Annotated in this window: 9 protein-coding genes; 5 read left to right on the plus strand and 4 right to left on the minus strand. The window is 39.6% G+C overall.

The genetic code is table 11. The annotated features are described in order from the left end of the window. Position 1: 1 nt before the first annotated feature. On the minus strand, positions 2 to 4,342 hold the full coding sequence (locus ACK2WI_RS04430) for a CusA/CzcA family heavy metal efflux RND transporter (RefSeq protein ID WP_409149919.1): 4,341 nt from the start codon (positions 4,340 to 4,342) through the stop codon (positions 2 to 4). A 134-nt stretch (positions 4,343 to 4,476) separates the two neighbouring features. Next, positions 4,477 to 4,872, minus strand: a complete 396-nt coding sequence (locus ACK2WI_RS04435) for a hypothetical protein (protein ID WP_409149920.1) — start codon at positions 4,870 to 4,872, stop codon at positions 4,477 to 4,479. A gap of 637 nt (positions 4,873 to 5,509) precedes the next feature. Between ACK2WI_RS04435 and ACK2WI_RS04440 the strand changes: the two genes are divergently transcribed. The 4 genes from ACK2WI_RS04440 to ACK2WI_RS04455 are packed head-to-tail and all read left to right on the plus strand — an operon-like array spanning position 5,510 to position 13,803. Next, on the plus strand, positions 5,510 to 8,494 hold the full coding sequence (locus ACK2WI_RS04440; protein WP_312697407.1) for a SusC/RagA family TonB-linked outer membrane protein: 2,985 nt from the start codon (positions 5,510 to 5,512) through the stop codon (positions 8,492 to 8,494). A 10-nt stretch (positions 8,495 to 8,504) separates the two neighbouring features. After that, positions 8,505 to 9,911 (plus strand): RagB/SusD family nutrient uptake outer membrane protein, encoded by a 1,407-nt coding sequence (locus ACK2WI_RS04445; RefSeq protein WP_409149921.1) that lies wholly within the window; start codon positions 8,505 to 8,507, stop codon positions 9,909 to 9,911. Positions 9,912 to 9,931: 20 nt separating this feature from the next. After that, positions 9,932 to 11,914 (plus strand): prolyl oligopeptidase family serine peptidase, encoded by a 1,983-nt coding sequence (locus ACK2WI_RS04450; RefSeq protein WP_409149922.1) that lies wholly within the window; start codon positions 9,932 to 9,934, stop codon positions 11,912 to 11,914. After that, positions 11,914 to 13,803 (plus strand): CocE/NonD family hydrolase, encoded by a 1,890-nt coding sequence (locus tag ACK2WI_RS04455; protein ID WP_409149923.1) that lies wholly within the window; start codon positions 11,914 to 11,916, stop codon positions 13,801 to 13,803. Before ACK2WI_RS04450 ends, ACK2WI_RS04455 begins: the two co-directional genes overlap by 1 nt. Positions 13,804 to 13,846: 43 nt before the next feature. Here the strand turns inward: ACK2WI_RS04455 and ACK2WI_RS04460 are convergent, their stop codons facing one another. Then, positions 13,847 to 14,173: a hypothetical protein gene (locus ACK2WI_RS04460; protein WP_093095554.1), complete on the minus strand. Its 327-nt coding sequence runs from the start codon at positions 14,171 to 14,173 to the stop codon at positions 13,847 to 13,849. 182 nt (positions 14,174 to 14,355) lie between these two features. Beyond that, the gene (locus ACK2WI_RS04465; RefSeq protein WP_409149924.1) at positions 14,356 to 15,447 is read right to left on the minus strand and encodes a helix-turn-helix domain-containing protein; all 1,092 of its coding nucleotides are present in this window, start codon (positions 15,445 to 15,447) and stop codon (positions 14,356 to 14,358) included. Between the two features lie 232 nt (positions 15,448 to 15,679). Here ACK2WI_RS04465 and ACK2WI_RS04470 point away from each other — a divergent pair, with 232 nt between their 5' ends. Next, complete coding sequence (locus ACK2WI_RS04470) at positions 15,680 to 16,879, plus strand: YaiO family outer membrane beta-barrel protein (protein WP_409149925.1); 1,200 nt, start codon at positions 15,680 to 15,682, stop codon at positions 16,877 to 16,879.

Below are 16,879 nucleotides of genomic sequence, written 5' to 3' on the forward strand. Positions count from 1 at the left end.
ATTATTGATTTAGGAGTAGAAATTTGTATTGAATGGCCGCTTCATTAAGTTTCCAAAGGGCATCTACGTAATTGTTATTTACAATTACAGACTGGTTTAACAACATCACGTAATCCAAATAATTTATCTCTCCATTATTGAATTGATTCTGAGCGGTCTCCAAAATTATTTGGGCATTCTTTAAATCACTTGCTTCAAATTGGCTGACAATCTTCAAGTTATTTTTGTAAGTCATCAACAATTGTTGTTTCTGAACTTCCATTGTGTATTTGAAGTTTTGAAGATTGCTTTCGGCAATACTTTCGGAGATCCTAGATGCTTTAACTCTTGCTTTTTGTCCTTCAGAAAATATAGGCAAGCCTATTCCAAATTGCACGGAATGGAACCTCGGCACAGCATCGTAATATATATCATTTGGACCCATCCCTTTGAAACTGTTCAAGCTATAGCCTAAGGTCAATTCAGGTAATAGCTTGGATTTTTGCAATTGTGTTTGCCGCTCCGAAATAACGATATCTTGTTCCAATAGACCAATTTGGGGATTCTCTTGAAATTCTTGAAAAGCAAGCTTGGCGTGGCTTTCATCCTTTACGGTTAATGCTGAACTAGCATTGAGCAGCCAGTTGAAGCGCTTATGCAATAGATTGAGCTCTTGATTGATCTGCATGATTTGAACTCCAATGGATGAGCGCTGGTTTTCGACGGTACTGAGCTCTAAAATATTGCTCTCCCCAGCCTTCTTGCGCAAGGTCGCTTTTTCAACCATGTTTGAATACAATTGATGAAATCCCTCCAAAAGCTTGATTTTATCCCGCCAGAATAATATCTCATAATAGGTCAAGGACACAGCTTTCTTAAGCTCATACTCTTTCAAAGCTATGTTCAATTCAGATTTCTTCCATTCTTCAGTAAATAAGCTTTTTTGTTTTGAGTACACAGTTGGAAAAGCAATACTTTGGGAGGCATTTAAGCTAATGTCTGAATAGGCACTATTTACCTGTCCATACGCGGAATTAATTCCCAATTGAGGGACCTCGGCGGTAGCAGTTTTTATCAAGCTCTTCGCATAGTCTGCTTTAAGTTTTTCATGTTTTATATTTCGGTTCTCTTTTATTGCCATCTGAATCGCATCTTCTAGAGATATTGGAGCTTGGGCAAGCAATTGATTTCCAAACAAGGAACTGAATAGAAAGAAAATAATCACTGGCAATTTAGACTTGATCCTCTTTCTTTTAAAACCATTTTCAATAATTACGAAAAGCAAAGGCAGTACGAACAAGGTCAGCAAAGTTGCTATCATCAATCCTCCAATAACTACAGTTGCCAATGGTCTTTGTACTTCAGCTCCGGCTCCTGAACTGATCGCCATAGGTATAAAACCCAAAGAAGCGACGCTCGCAGTCATCAGTACAGGTCTCAATCGGCTTTCACCACCATCGATTACTATCCGCACGATATTCTTTATTCCTTTTTTCTTCAACCTGTTGAATTCAGAAATCAGTACGATTCCATTCAGAACTGCCACACCAAATAAGGCTATGAACCCCACTCCGGCGCTGATACTGAACGGCATCCCTCTTAAGGCCAATAGAAACACACCTCCGATTATGGATAATGGAATGGCGGTATAGATCAAAAGGCTCTCTTTTATGGATTTAAATGCTAGGAACAGCAAGATAAAAATCAAGGCCAATGCAATAGGAACTGCTATCATCAAGCGACCTTTTGCATTATTCAAGTTTTCAAAAGAACCGCCATAAGAGATCGAATAACCTGCCGGCAGCTTTATATTTTGCTCCACTTTGCCTTGAAGTTCTTCCACAATACTCTGTACATCCCTGTCCTTGATATTAAAGCCGACCACAATCCTCCTTTGTGCATTCTCTCTTTGGATTTGATTAGGACCTTGAACGATATCCACCGATGCTAATTTTGAAAGAGGGATCTGCACACCCTCCTTTGTAGGGATAAGCAGATTCTGAACTTGTCGAAGGTTTTGACGAAGGTCTTGGTTCAATCTGACCACAATATCGAAGCGCTTCTCCCCTTCAAAGAACTGCCCTGAGTTCTGCCCTGCAAAAGCAGCATTGATGACTTTATTGATCTCAGCAATCGATAGATGATATTGGGCAATGACTGGACGGTTGAACTTCACAACGACTTGAGATAAACCCGAGATAGGCTCAATATAAAGGTTCTGCGTTCCTTCAACCTCATTAATGATTTTGCCGATCTTCTTTGCACTTTCCATCAAGGAATCGAGATCATCTCCGAAGATCTTGAGCACCACATCCTGCCTAGCTCCTGTCATCAGCTCATTGAAACGCATCTGAACAGGATATTGAAAACCTACCGTGATTCCGGGAACATCTTCCAATGCCGTAGCCATCTTCTCCGCCATTTCAGGAAAGGTCTTTGCCGAAGTCCATTGCTTTTTGTCCTTCAAGATCACCATCATATCCGAAGCCTCCATCGGCATCGGATCGGTAGGCACTTCCCCACTACCAATTTTTGTCACCACTTTTTCTACCTCTGGAAAATTGGTTTTTAAGATTTTCGCTGCCTTCGTAACACTTTCAATAGTAGTATTTAGGTTGCTACCTGGTAAAATCCTTGTATCAACTGCAAAATCACCTTCCTCCAGTGAAGGAATAAACTCTCCACCCATTCTACTCAATATCCAAATTGACAGTCCAAATAGGATTATTACTACGGAAAAAATAAGCTTAGGAATCCTCAATACCTTGATCAGGATTTTTTGATATATTGCTTCCAGCTTTTTCATCATTCGATCCGAAAAAGAAGGCTTTAGTTTCTTTTTCTTCAATAAAACTGAACTCATCATGGGGATATAAGTCAATGAAAGCAGGAATGCCCCCAATAATGCAAAAGCGACTGTCTCTGCCATGGGTTTAAACATCTTCCCTTCGATCCCCTCCAAAGTCAGGATCGGTAGATAAACGATCAAGATAATGACCTGTCCAAAGACCGCACTGTTCATCATTTTTCCTGCTGAATCAACCACAATGGAATCCATCTTTTTATTTGGAATATTGGTCAGTTCTTGGAATTTCTCATTCTTGCTCAATTGATGCATAACTGCTTCAACAATGATAACCGCACCATCAATGATCAACCCGAAATCCAAGGCTCCCAAACTCATGAGGTTTCCACTGACTGAAAACAGGTTCATCATGCAGATGGCAAATAGCATGGCAAGAGGTATCACGGAAGCCACTAAAAAGCCTGCCCGAATATTCCCAAGGAATAAGACCAATACAAAAACGACAATCAAGGAACCTTCCAAGAGGTTGGTCTCAACAGTATTGATTGCATTGTTCACCATCTTAGTCCTATCCAAAAAAGGTTCTAAAACCACGCCCTCCGGTAGTGTTTTTTGGATTTCCGCTACTTTCTTCTTTACTTCTTTGATTACTTGGCTACTGTTGGCTCCTTTCAGCATCATGACCACTGCACCTGCCACCTCACCTTCATCATTATAGGTCATCGCACCATATCGAGTAGCATAGCCAATCTTCACTTCCGCAACATCCCGAATAAAGAGCGGGACCTCTGATTCTTTATTGATGGCAATATTTTCAATATCTGCAATGGAATCAACCAGCCCTTCACTGCGGATGTACAAGACCGTAGGACCTTTTTCAATATAAGAGCCACCGGTATTCTGGTTATTATCATTCAATGCTTCGAAAACATCATGGATAGTAATTCCATAGGAATTTAGCTTATCGGGATTTACAGCAATTTCATATTGCTTCAACTTTCCGCCGAAACTGCTGACCTCCGCAACGCCCTGTACACCTAAAAGCTGACGCCTTACCACCCAATCCTGAATGGTCCTCAGCTCGGTGACATTATATTTTCGTTCAAAGCCAGTCTTGGCGCGAATGACATATTGATAGATCTCGCCTAGGCCTGTAGAAATAGGTCCAAGTTCAGGTTTACCGATTTCAGCTGGAATCTCCTGTTGTACCTGTTGGAGCCGCTCGGCGACTTGTTGCCGGGCCCAATAAATATCAACATTGTCTTCAAAAACAATGGTTACCAAGGAAAGGCCAAACCTGGAAAAACTCCGTATTTCCTTCCTTCCGGAAATATTGTTGTTGGCCTGTTCGATTGGAAATGTAATCAATCGTTCAATGTCCGTTGCTCCATAGGAAGGAGCAACCGTAATGACTTGCACTTGATTGTTGGTAATATCTGGAACAGCGTCAATGGGCAGCCTCGTCAACTGATAAGACCCCACCGCAATAAGCCCCAATACCAAGAGAGCTATAATGAGCTTGTTCCTGACGGAATACTCAATAATTCTTGTAAGCATAATCTGGATTCTGTTAATCTTAAATAAATGAAATAGGCCTAATTGCTGTACCCTTGAATACAGTCCAAATCCCTACAATTGCGGAAATGGATTGTAAAGCATGAAGGTTACAATTTCTTATTAGGCGGAAAAGATCAACAGGATTTTGGCGGCTGCCAAATGGATGAAAGGTAGATTTGGTTTATTAAAAATTCATTTTCAAAAGGGAAATCACTAGCCTTCTCAACATAAGTTTTGTCTGCAACATCAAGGTTGATATTTAGCGGAGAAATAAACACGAAATTCAGCGTCGAGCTATGCATCATAAAAGGAAGTCTCCTATCTTGATCATAATCTTCATCATGTGGATGACCCTTGAAATGGTCTTCGGAGTAATGTAATTCTAAGAAAGTTGAAAAACTGAGGTCTGAGTTTTTTTCTTTATGTTCAAAATAATGCTCTATTAGAATAGGTAATTTCAACAATTGACTTAATTCAGTTGTCGAAAAAACGTATAGAAATAGAAACAATATGGCGAACTGTTTTTTCATTAAGTCGAATTTAAGAAACATTGTTCTGAATAATTGATGGGTTTACTTATTTAAATCTGGTCAAAATAAGGCTTTTAGGAATCCTTTTATCCTATGTCCCGCTCCTATCCTATTTATTTTGATCTTACAAAGGTCTTACAACCATATATTGTTTAATTCATAGATACCACAAAAATACCTAAGAAGCTCTTAAGCAAGAAATTAACTACCAATTATCAATACCGAAATTATAAAAAAGTGATTGCCTAAAAATTTATTTTTGAATAAAGAAAGATTTGCTGGTTTTACCCTCTACTATTAATAAGGCAAACTAGGTGAATTGTTCAATTTTCTCTGTAGAGAATAGGAATTGACCTAATTTTCAAAGTCTACAATACTTATGGACTTTTAAATAATATTGCTGTTTTTTTAATTATTTACCAATTAATTTCATTCTCTGTAAAAATATTGATAACAAATCCGGTAAAGGTAACAAAGTCGTGACAACGATAATTCTGAATTGTAAAGCTGTTCCAATTAAATTAGTTTTACCGCCTATTAACTTAACAAACCGAATTTAGCCGTAGCCTAAGCCTAGAAAATTTTCTAGCAATTTTTACTTTTTTAACCTTAAAACAAACCCTAATTAATCAATCTTATGAAGAAACATAAGCTGCTCTATGTGCTTTTATTTTGGCTTAGTCTTGTTCAAATGACTTATGCCCAAACAACCATCTCAGGAAAGGTGGTTGATGGACTTTCAGGTTCAGCACTTTCAAATGTCAGTGTAAGAATTAAAGACACCCGCATCGGGGGTGTCACTGACAACAATGGAAATTTTTCCATCAATGCCCCAAAACTTCCCGCTACTTTTCTCTTTACGATGGTCGGATTTGAAGACCAAGAAGTCCGGGTTTCTGCGGCAAGCAATAACCTTATGATCAAAATGCAGGAAAACATGAACAACACTTTGAATGAAGTTGTTGTGACTGGTTTGGCATCCTCTATCAAAAGAAAAAACTTAGCAAATGCAGTCAGTTCGGTCAATGCGGCTGAATTAACCGGCGTTGCTAAACCGCAAACAACTGACGGCGCCCTATATGGTAAAGTCACGGGTGCAAACATCCGTTCCAACTCTGGTGCTCCAGGTGGTGGTATGTCCATCCAACTACGCGGACTTTCCAGCCTTGTTGGTGCTTCCCAACCTTTGATCATCTTGGATGGGGTCTATGTGAACAATACTACGCAATCAACGGGTAGAGCGACTGTCAGCGGAGCAGGAAACTCAAGCCAAGATGATGGCTCTAACCGCCTTGCTGACATCAACCCAGACGAAATCGAAAATATCGAAATCCTAAAAGGTCCTTCAGCTGCTGCGATTTACGGAACACGCGCAAATGCTGGGGTAATCATTATTACTACCAAAAAAGGTAAAGAAGGCCGTACGAAAGTTTCAATTTCGGAAGACTTTGGCTTAACAACTCCGCTGAAACTGCTTGGCTATGATGATTGGTCAGAAGAAAAAATCAATTATTTCTATGGCGGTACAACCCAAAGTCAAACCAACCGTAGAAACCTTGAACTTGAAAGATTCCGTGAAACTAAAGCAAACAACAATTTTGTGGATTATGAAGATTACTTCTATAATCATCAGCGTTTTTCTAGTAACACACGTTTAAATGTTTCTGGCGGTACGGATAAAACAAAATTCTTTGTTGCCGGCGGTATCAATGATGAAAATGGATTGATCAAAAATACAGGTTTCCAACGCTATACCGTTCGTGCTAACATCGATCAAAAGATCACGAATGCTATCCAATTGTCCGTAAACTCAAGCTACATCCGTTCGAATACCGACCGCGGATTTACAGGTAACCAAAACAGAACTGGTGCAAGTATCGGTTATGCCATCGCTGCAACACCAAATTACTACGATTTGAGACAGCGTCCTGATGGAACTTACCCAGACAACCCTTACTTTACGGAAAACCCGATTGCATTAACTGATAAATCAACCAACAACTCTCTGGTAAATAGATCAATCAGTTCTTTCAACTTAGGTATCGACCTATTCAAAGGCGAAAGCAGCTACATGAAATTCGTATTAAATGGAGGTCTAGACTACTTACAGAATACCACCAACATCCACCTTCCAGAGGATCTACAATACCAACGCAGTATTGCCAATCCTGGTGATATCATGAACGGAAAGCAAGAGAGTTTCAATACGAACTTACAAGCTGCCTTAGTTTACAACTTCAACTTGAAGCGTGTAAACATGAACTCCCAAGTCGGTATGGTGAGATTGGACTTCAAGGATGACCTTCTATTCGTAAGAGGTCAAGGCTTGGCTCCACTTCAGAAAAATGTTAAACAAGCTGCTGTACAGACCATCTTCAACCAGTTCTTTATGAGAACCCAAGAAGCCGGTATTTTCTTGCAACAGGAAGCAAACTTTGAAGATAAGATCATTGGAACCTTAGGTGTTCGTTTCGATAAATCTTCCTTGAATGGAGATCCTAGTAAATTATTTGCTTTCCCTAAGGCATCCTTAGCGATGAACTTGACAAGCTTTGACTTCTTAAAAGATCATTTCATTTCGCAGTTGAAACCTAGGATTGCTTATGGTGAAACGGCAGGTCCGGTAGCTTTCGGAGCAACCTACTCTTCATTGGTTGGTGTCAATATTGGCGGACTATTAGGTTCTTCCCTTTCCACTACGGTAGGAAATGTGAATATCCTTCCAGAAACTGCAAAAGAATTGGAATTAGGTGTGGATGTCGGTATTCTGAAAAACAGACTTTCCTTGGAAGCTACCTATTACATCAAAAATACAGCAAACAATATCCAACCATTGAACCTTTCACCTTCATCCGGATTTACTTCGACTTCCAGCAACCTTGCTGAGTTGAGCAATAAAGGTATCGAGTTGAGCTTATCAGGTACTCCATTCGAAAGAGAAAACTTTAAATGGAACAGTAGATTGATGTTCTGGAAAAACGATATCACCATTAGCAAATTAGGTATCCCTACTTATACTACGGGTGGTTTCGGTGTTAGTTACGGAACGTTCTTGATGAAAGAAGGCGAAAAGCTAGGAACTATCGTAGGTACTCCACAGATCAATCCAGGCGAGTATACTGTTTGGGGCAACTCACAACCGAAGTTCAACATGAGTTTCAACAACAACTTCACGATCTACAAAAACTTCGATTTCTCATTTTTGTTTGATTGGAAAAAAGGTGGCTACAACGTCAACTTAACTAACCTGAACTTGGATGAAGGCGGTAACTCAAAAGACTGGTTCGGCGATAGAAACGGTGATGGTATCCCTAATGGTAAACAAAGAGAACCGGAACCATTCAACAATGCTGGCCGTTTTGTAGAAGATGCTTCCTACATCAAATTAAGAGAAGTTGGTTTATACTATAGCATGCCAACTGAGGTTACCCAAAGATTGTTCAAAAACAAAGTTCAACGTTTTAGAGCTGGTATCTCTGGCAACAACCTAGTAATGATAACAAAATACTCGGGTTATGATCCTGAAACTTCAACATTTGGAAATGGTCTTGCCAACAACATCGATGTTGGTCCATACCCAAGTGCCCGCAGATTTTTCTTAAACCTTAGCCTAGATTTTTAACCACATTATCATGAAAACGACAACATTAAAAAACACCATATTCATGCTCTCGTCAGTTTGCTTGCTAGCTTCTTGCAATCCGTTTGACATCGAGCCTATGATAGACCCAAACAACCCATCGGTTGCTTCGGTCAATAACAATGCAACTCCACAACAAATCCAATATTTAGTGACAGGCTTAGAATCTAGACACCGTGATTATGTCTCCAACGTAACGAATGGTTGGGCGAGCTTAGGTCGTGAAATCTGGTTATTGAACTCTTCCGATACCCGTAACATGACCGAATGGTTAGGATTGAATGACTATACCCTTAACTCCAACGTCTTCGGCTACGGAACAACAGGTGGTGGTTCTTATGCCTCTCCCTACGGTGCCATCAACCAGGGAAACTTGATCTTGGATGCCTTGGCTAATACCGACAAAATGAATGAAACTGATAAAGCTGCAGTTTCAGGTTTTACAAAGACAATCATGGGTTACCAATACATGATTCCTGCCAACTGGCTTTACCAAAACGGTATCCGCGTGGATGTTAAAGATGAGTTGAACCCTGGACCTTTTGTATCCTATGATGAAGCTCTGAATTACATCAAAGTTCAATTGGACGCAGGTTTCGAGGATCTTAAAAAAGCAGGTACTACCCTTCCTTTTAAATTAAGCGCTGGATTTTCTGGTTACAACAATCCTGCAGGCTTGGCAAAGGTTAACCGTGCCATTTCTGCCCGCCTAGCGATCTATCGCAAAGATTGGCAAGGAGCTTTGGATGCCCTATCAGGTTCATTCATCGCTGAGAACGGAAATTTAGAAGAAGGTCCTAAACATACCTTCAGTAGTGGAGCAGACCTGAACAACCCCTTATTTATGGCTTTAAATATTCCAAACCCTGGAAACCTAAGGGTCGTGAATCCCGGACTGATCGCCGATGCGACTCCTGGGGATAGCCGTGTTGCCAAGAAGTTCCTGAAAATGACTACGCCTTTCGTAGTTACCACTTCTACCGTGGCATTAACCGGTGAATACCAAGACAACCGCTATCCGACCAATACCCTGCCGGTGACTTTTATCAAAAACGAAGAACTGATCCTAATCAAGGCCGAAGCGCAAGCACAATTAGGACAAACCAGCAATGCAGTGGCTAGCATCGATATTATCCGCGAAGCAGCTAACATTGGCAAATACACTGGTCCTACAGACAAAAACAGCCTATTGAAAGAAATCCTTTACCAACGCAGGTATTCTCTTTGGGCTGAACCTGCAGGTCACCGCTGGGTAGACGTAAGACGCTATACAGGACCAGGTCTTTTATATACCAATATGAATGAAGCAATTGATGCGACTTATGATAAAGGAAAAGTATTTACCCAATTCCCATTGCCGCAAGCTGAGGTGAACTGGGACCTTTATAAAAATAAATAACATCAAAAAAGTAAAGTAATATGAAGTTAAAATATCTATTATTGATGGGAGCTGTATATATGGGCAGCTCCCTTCAAGCCCAACAAAAAATAACAGAAGAAACGAGTTTTTCTATGCCATCCATCGCTGGGCAAGCATTATCTCCAAATGGTGAAAAGTTAGCTTATGTTCAAGCAAAAACCAATTTGGAAGCCAATAAAGTACAATCTGAATTGATTATCCTTGATATCAAATCAGGCAAGAAAGAAACCGTTGCTACCCAAGTCAGCGATCCACAATGGTCTCCTGATGGAACTAAATTGGCATTCCGCGGCAATATCAATGGCCAATCGGGAATATTCTACATTACAACTGGCGATAATACCCCTAAATTTGTTGCTCCAGTATATTCGAGCAACCATTTCCTAGGCCACTCAGCTAAGAAGAATTATGCATGGAGTCCTGACGGAAAATATATCGCTTACGTAGGTGCAGATGCCGAAAAAGCACAGGTCAAAATCGACCCTGCTGCCCCTAAGGTTATCGAAAGGATCCTCTACAAATCCAGAACTTCCTTCTCGGATAATGTATTGACGAAAATCCATTTGGTGGAAGTAGCATCCGGCAATGTAAAGGTATTGACCGATGATAAATTCGACAGCCATTCCTTGACTTGGTCACCAGACTCAAAAAGGATTGCTTACGTATCCAATCACACATCCGATCCGGACAACAATTACAATAATGACCTGTTCATTGTCGACATCTCCAACTCTAACGTAAAACAGATTACCAATACCATTGGTACTGAACATAACCCGAATTGGAGCCCCGATGGAAAATACATCCTTTATCCAGCAACTATCCGCCCACTAAATACAAAAGATAGTTCTCCTGAAGACCTTAAGCTTTACTTATATCAGGTAGCAAATGGCGAGGTTACTTGCCTGACCACAGACTTAGATGAAAGACTAAGCGGTGGCGAATGGATGGATGACAGCAAGCATTTCTACTTCGGATTCCCAAGACATGGCAAACGTGTCTTGTACAAAGGAAGTATCGATGGCAAAACCTTTACTCCAGTAATTGACAAGGAAGCTAGCGTTGGAGCTGTCAATGTATCCAACAAGAGAATCTCCTTTACCATGTCGGACTTCAATTCAGCAAATGAAGTATACATATCTGATAATGAAGGCAAAACAGTCACCCAATTGACTAACGAATCCAGCAATTGGTTAAAAGACAAAGACCTTTCTAAAAAAGAAAGCTTCTGGTTCAAATCGCATGATGGAGTCAATGTACAAGGGTTTATTGCTTATCCTGCCAATGTTCCAGCTGGTACCAAGATCCCGGTTATCCAACGGATCCACGGTGGTCCTCACGGCGCCTTCGGTTATAGCTATACCGATATCGTAGAAGTGTTGACTGGAAAGGGATATGCGGTAGTATTTATCAACCCAAGAGGTTCAACAGGCTACGGACAGAAGTTTTCTGACGGAACCTACCAAGCATGGGGCGGTGGAGATTACCTTGACCTGATGAAAGGATTGGATTATGCCCTTGAAAAATATCCATTCTTGGATAAAAATAGAATGGGGGTAACCGGTGGTTCTTATGGCGGATTTATGACGAACTGGGTAGTTACCCAAACCGATCGTTTCAAAGCTGCTGTAACCAGCGCATCGGTCAGCAACCTGATTTCATTCTATGGTACCTCGATCTACCCTGATCTGATTGAGACTGAATTCAATGGCATGCCTTGGGATAATTATAGCCTCTTATGGCACTTCTCTCCGATGGCTCACATCAACAAAGTGAAGACTCCTACCCTTATCGTCCATGGTGAAAACGATATGGATGTTCCAATTACCCAAGCTGAAGAATTCTTTATCGGCCTAAAAAAAGTAGGTATCCCTACTCGATTCGTTCGTTATCCGAATGAAGGCCATGGAATGGCTCAGCCAAAAAATAGGCTACACAACAACAAGGAGTTATTAGCTTGGTTTGACAAATACCTAAAATAATGGCTAGATCAATATTATGGAAATGGACGGTTAGTCTATTCCTTTTGCTTGGCATCTTTTGCTCGCAATCCATTGCCCAAGCAATCAATCAAGATTCCATTTACTTCCGCGAACATTACGATAAAAAGGAGTATATGGTCGGCATGCGCGACGGTGTAAAATTATTCACCGTAGTTTACAGTCCAAAGGACAAAAAAGAAAACTACCCTTTCTTGATGATGCGTACGCCTTATAGCTGCGCACCTTATGGTGAGGAAAATTACCCTAGCAGTCGTTTTGGCCCTTCCATGGAACTGGTTCGCGAAGGCTATATCTTCGTTCGCCTAGATGTACGTGGCAGATTTATGTCCGAAGGAACATTTACCTGGATGGCACCTAATCAAGCTGATCCAAAAAAATGGGATGAGAGCATGGATACCTACGACACCATCGACTGGTTAGTCAAAAACATCAAGAACAACAATGGAAAAGTAGGCACTTACGGAGGCTCATATCCTGGCTTCTATGTGGTTGCCGGAATGATTGATGCCCACCCTGCTTTAAAAGCCGCAATGCCTTCTGCTCCTATGGCAGACCTATGGCAAGGGGACGACATGGTCCACAATGGTGCATTTCTGATGCCACATAACATCAATTTCATTAACAATTTTGGAGTGAAGAGACCAGTTCCATTGAAAAAGTATCCAGCTGGAAACATGCAATACGATACTCCAGACGGATATGATTTCTGGTTGCGCCAGGGACCGCTTTCCAACCTGAACAAAAACTTTTTCAAAGGTGAAAACATCCACTGGGAGGAATACCGAAACCATCCTACTTACGATGAGTTTTGGAAATCCAGAAATGTTCGTCCACATTTAAAGAACATCACACCAGCGGTTATGACTGTTGGTGGATGGTTTGATGCACAGGATATCCGTGGACCATTTTATGTGTACCAAGGCATCAAGAGTCAAAGTCAAAACACCTCCAACCGCCTGATCTTAGGCCCATGGTACCATGGCAGCTGGTCATCACAAAAAGGTGACCGTTCTGCTAATATCTATTGGGATAGCAATACTGGTGAGTACTACCGTCAGGAATTGGAATTGAAATTCTACAACTATCACCTAAAAGGAAAGGGTTCTATGGACCTTCCAAAGGTTATGGCTTTCAATACCGGAGCAAACAAATGGCATAATTTGGATCAATGGCCACCAAAAGAGCTACAAACTAAAAATCTGTATTTAAATCCTAACGGCGAGCTAGCTGAAAATGCTAAAACGGACGGTGATAACTTTGATGAATTTATCCACGACCCAAAGAAGCCAGTTCCTTTTACCCAAGAAATTACCACAAGGTTCGGTAATGATTGGATGGTTGAAGACCAGAGGTTCGCAAGCAGAAGACCAGATGTCCTGGTTTATGTTTCTGAGCCTTTACAAGAGGACTTAACGATTGCCGGCAGTATCGGTGTTCATTTAGTAGCCTCAACATCGGGAACCGACGCAGACTTTATTGTCAAGGTTATCGATGTTTATCCAAACGACAGTAAAGACCCTAAGGAAAACCCTCAGAACATTAAAATGGGAGGATACCAGATGTTATTACGTGGCGATCCTATCCGTGCTAAATTCAGAAATAGCTTGGAGAAACCAGAGCCAATGGTTCCTAATCAAGCTACCAAGTTGAATTTTGACCTTACGGATGCATTCCACACTTTCAAAAAAGGTCATCGTATCATGGTACAGGTTCAAGGATCATGGTTCCCAATGCTGGACATCAACCCTGGTAAGTTTATGGATCTTTACAATGATTCAAAAGAATCCGATTACCAAAAAAATACCCAAAGAATTTACAGGTCTAACACGGAGAAATCCTTTATTAGCCTACAGGTTTACCAACCTTAATAAAGATTCTATTTAATTGAACTAAGCAATAAGAGCAGAAGAATTAATTTTCCTCTGCTCTTTCTTTTATCCCTTTTAAAGCTCTTTGCATATACACTTGAATCCCCATAACATCCCAATCAATTCCATCCTCCAGACATATCGCTTCTAAACACAACTTTGTTCCGAGTATGTTATCCTTCAACCGATAAGTATAATCTATATTTCTATCGATATCCCAATGCGTAATACACTTCTCTTTGTGGTCCACTATCAATTCCTTATAGATTTCAAACCCTCTTTCCCAAACCTTAATATGATCATATCGAACCAATAATTCTTCAATCAATTCTAAATCTGCATTGATAGCTATTTCTTGATAATACTTCATAAACTAATTTATTTACCCTTAAAATGAATCTGTTCAAGGGCCAAATTAATAGTTTACCAAGCTCATTATGTTTTGAGTTATAGATCAGAACAACAAAAGCCTATCCATATATAACACACTAATATTCTACACTTTACAAGTTCAAGTTTATAAATTAGTACCAATTAAATATTGAAAAACTGCTATTTCCTGGAATTTCTGAACTCAGAAGGTGTCTGTCCAGTAATATTTTTGAAAACGGTATTGAAGGCAGTCTTGGAATTAAAGCCTGAAGCATAGCCAATTGAAATCATATTATAGGGCATCATTGCTTCATCTAGCAATAACTCTTTCGCTTTATCTACTCGATACCTATTGATGAATTGAAAGAAATTCATCCCAAACCCAGAATTAATAATGTAGGATAATTGATGGATCGTTATCCCTAAGTGATTTGCTAATTTCAGTGAATTAAGTTCACTATCTAAAAACAACTCCTCCTGTATCATCAATTGACTTAATTTTTCTTTATAAACAGCCAACTCTTCATCTGACAAGAGTTTAATTTTTAGTTCAGTTCGATCCCCTTCATCCTCATCAGCCATATCCAAGGTTTCTTCTACATCGATCCCTTTAGGATAAATTTCCCCTTGACGCATTGAATAAAATGCCACTAAATAGAATACAGCCAAGAAAAACATATTGATAATGGTATTGAGGTTACTTTCAGGAAATAATAGGTTATAGATCAGAATTAGAATCGAAGAAATTATGCAACTGTAAATAATGTATTTTATCCAGCGCAAATCAATGTTTAAAGTACTGGAAGAAAAGGATTGAATGACCTTTTGATGTTTCCTTACTTTGAGGTAGGCTAAGACAGTACACAACAAGGCTTGTACAAAAAACAACATCATCAATATCGTTTTATTATATCCTTGAGGATTCCCCTTCCCAATTATTAAAACACAAAGAAAGACTAGTGGTAATAAAAACAACAAGTAGTCTTTCTTCTTTAATTTATATTGTGGATTTGTGTAATAAAAAACGCTAATTAAAAAACTCAATGGAACTAAGAATTGAACAAATCGGAAAATGATATTGATTGAAATATTCGGGAATACATTATCTGGAAAAATCATTTCATCTAACCAGAAGGTAGACCATAATAAAACAAAAAAGCCAAACCAAATATTTGCTTTTCTATTTACCCGGATGGCATTACTAAAATTTAGAAAGGCCAGCAGAAACATCCCGCCAACGATCACACCTTTGATTATCAATTCTAGACTCATCCTTAAATCTTTAATTTGATGGTTAATTTATACCCTAAAGAAAAATAAAACAAACCAAACCCCAAAACTTATTGTTATGTTCACAATTTGTGATAATTTTTTTATCCTAAAATCTATTTGTTTAGACATAAATCCATTTAAAGAGATTACCTTTGTTCTCTATCGAGTCAATCTACTTATGAATCTAAAAACGCAACTATTAACTATTCTAGTCTTTTTTTTGAGTTTTGGTATGCAGGAGCTATATGCTCAGGAAAGCAATTTGAATGCTGATGAGTTGTTCCAAGCCGCTCGCAAAGAAGCATTTGACAACAAAAACTACCCCGCTGCAGTAAATTTAGCAAAAACAGCCTTAGCAAAAAGCCCCGATTATACTGATATCTCTGTATTTTTGGGAAGGTTATATACTTGGATGGACAAGATCGACTCTGCTCGAATCGTATTCAAGCAACTTGAGATCAAAGAAACCAAAGATCCTGATTTTTATTTTGCTTTTGGATCCCTTGAATACTGGGAGGACAATTATCCTGAAGCACTCCGAATCGTCAATAAGGGATTGACCTATGATGCAAAATCAATGGATCTTCTTTTGTTAAAATCCAAAATCGCGAATAGTACCAAAGACTATAAGACGGCTAAAGCAACTTTAGATGAAATCTTGGAAATTGACCCTAAAAATGCAGATGCCAGAACCCTTCAAATTGCCATTAAAGAACAGGTAGGCATCAATGAGGTCGGTGTCACTTACAACTGGATGTATTTTGACAAGCAGTTTGAAGACAATTGGCACAATATAGCCTTAAGCTATAAAAGAGGCACTCCAATTGGATCATTTATTTTCAGGGCAAACCTGGCAAACAAATTCGGAAGCAATGGAACTCAATTTGAACTAGAGGCCTACCCCCGCATTTCCAAAATGTTCTATATGTACCTAGGAACAGGTTACTCAAACAGCACAGGATTGTTCCCAAAATTCAGAACCGCAGCATCCCTTTATGCCAACCTTCCGGCAAGCTTTGAGGCAGAGGTCGGTTTCAGGCAACTAAAATTCACTGATAATGTTTGGATGTACACCGCATCTATCGGTAAATACTATAAAAACTTTTGGTTCAATGCCAGAACTTACCTGACCCCAAGTGAAAACAATATCTCTCAATCTTATGCAGCTACAGTTAGATATTACACAAAGGGCTCGGATGATTATCTAGGATTTATCGTGGGAACAGGTATCAGCCCCGATCAAAACAGAGATTTCATGCTATTTGACAACCTCTATAAATTGAAAACTTTTAAATCTGGACTAGACTACAACTTCAGCATAAAATCCAAGAATATATTCAACATCTCATCAACTTATTATAATGTTGAATATAAACCAAAAACTAGGGACAATCAGGTTGATTTCACCGTTGGCTATAGAAGAAGATTCTAA

This window comes from Sphingobacterium sp. BS-2, from assembly GCF_046161205.1.
In the GTDB taxonomy this organism is placed as follows: domain Bacteria; phylum Bacteroidota; class Bacteroidia; order Sphingobacteriales; family Sphingobacteriaceae; genus Sphingobacterium; species Sphingobacterium mizutaii.

What these genes read in the sequence shown, in the direction of transcription:
- ACK2WI_RS04430 (WP_409149919.1), bottom strand. Translation starts at nt 4,342, where the DNA reads ATGCTTACAAGAATTATTGAGTATTCCGTCAGGAACAAGCTCATTATA.
- ACK2WI_RS04435 (WP_409149920.1), bottom strand. Translation starts at nt 4,872, where the DNA reads ATGAAAAAACAGTTCGCCATATTGTTTCTATTTCTATACGTTTTTTCG.
- ACK2WI_RS04440 (WP_312697407.1), top strand. Translation starts at nt 5,510, where the DNA reads ATGAAGAAACATAAGCTGCTCTATGTGCTTTTATTTTGGCTTAGTCTT.
- ACK2WI_RS04445 (WP_409149921.1), top strand. Translation starts at nt 8,505, where the DNA reads ATGAAAACGACAACATTAAAAAACACCATATTCATGCTCTCGTCAGTT.
- ACK2WI_RS04450 (WP_409149922.1), top strand. Translation starts at nt 9,932, where the DNA reads ATGAAGTTAAAATATCTATTATTGATGGGAGCTGTATATATGGGCAGC.
- ACK2WI_RS04455 (WP_409149923.1), top strand. Translation starts at nt 11,914, where the DNA reads ATGGCTAGATCAATATTATGGAAATGGACGGTTAGTCTATTCCTTTTG.
- ACK2WI_RS04460 (WP_093095554.1), bottom strand. Translation starts at nt 14,173, where the DNA reads ATGAAGTATTATCAAGAAATAGCTATCAATGCAGATTTAGAATTGATT.
- ACK2WI_RS04465 (WP_409149924.1), bottom strand. Translation starts at nt 15,447, where the DNA reads ATGAGTCTAGAATTGATAATCAAAGGTGTGATCGTTGGCGGGATGTTT.
- ACK2WI_RS04470 (WP_409149925.1), top strand. Translation starts at nt 15,680, where the DNA reads ATGCAGGAGCTATATGCTCAGGAAAGCAATTTGAATGCTGATGAGTTG.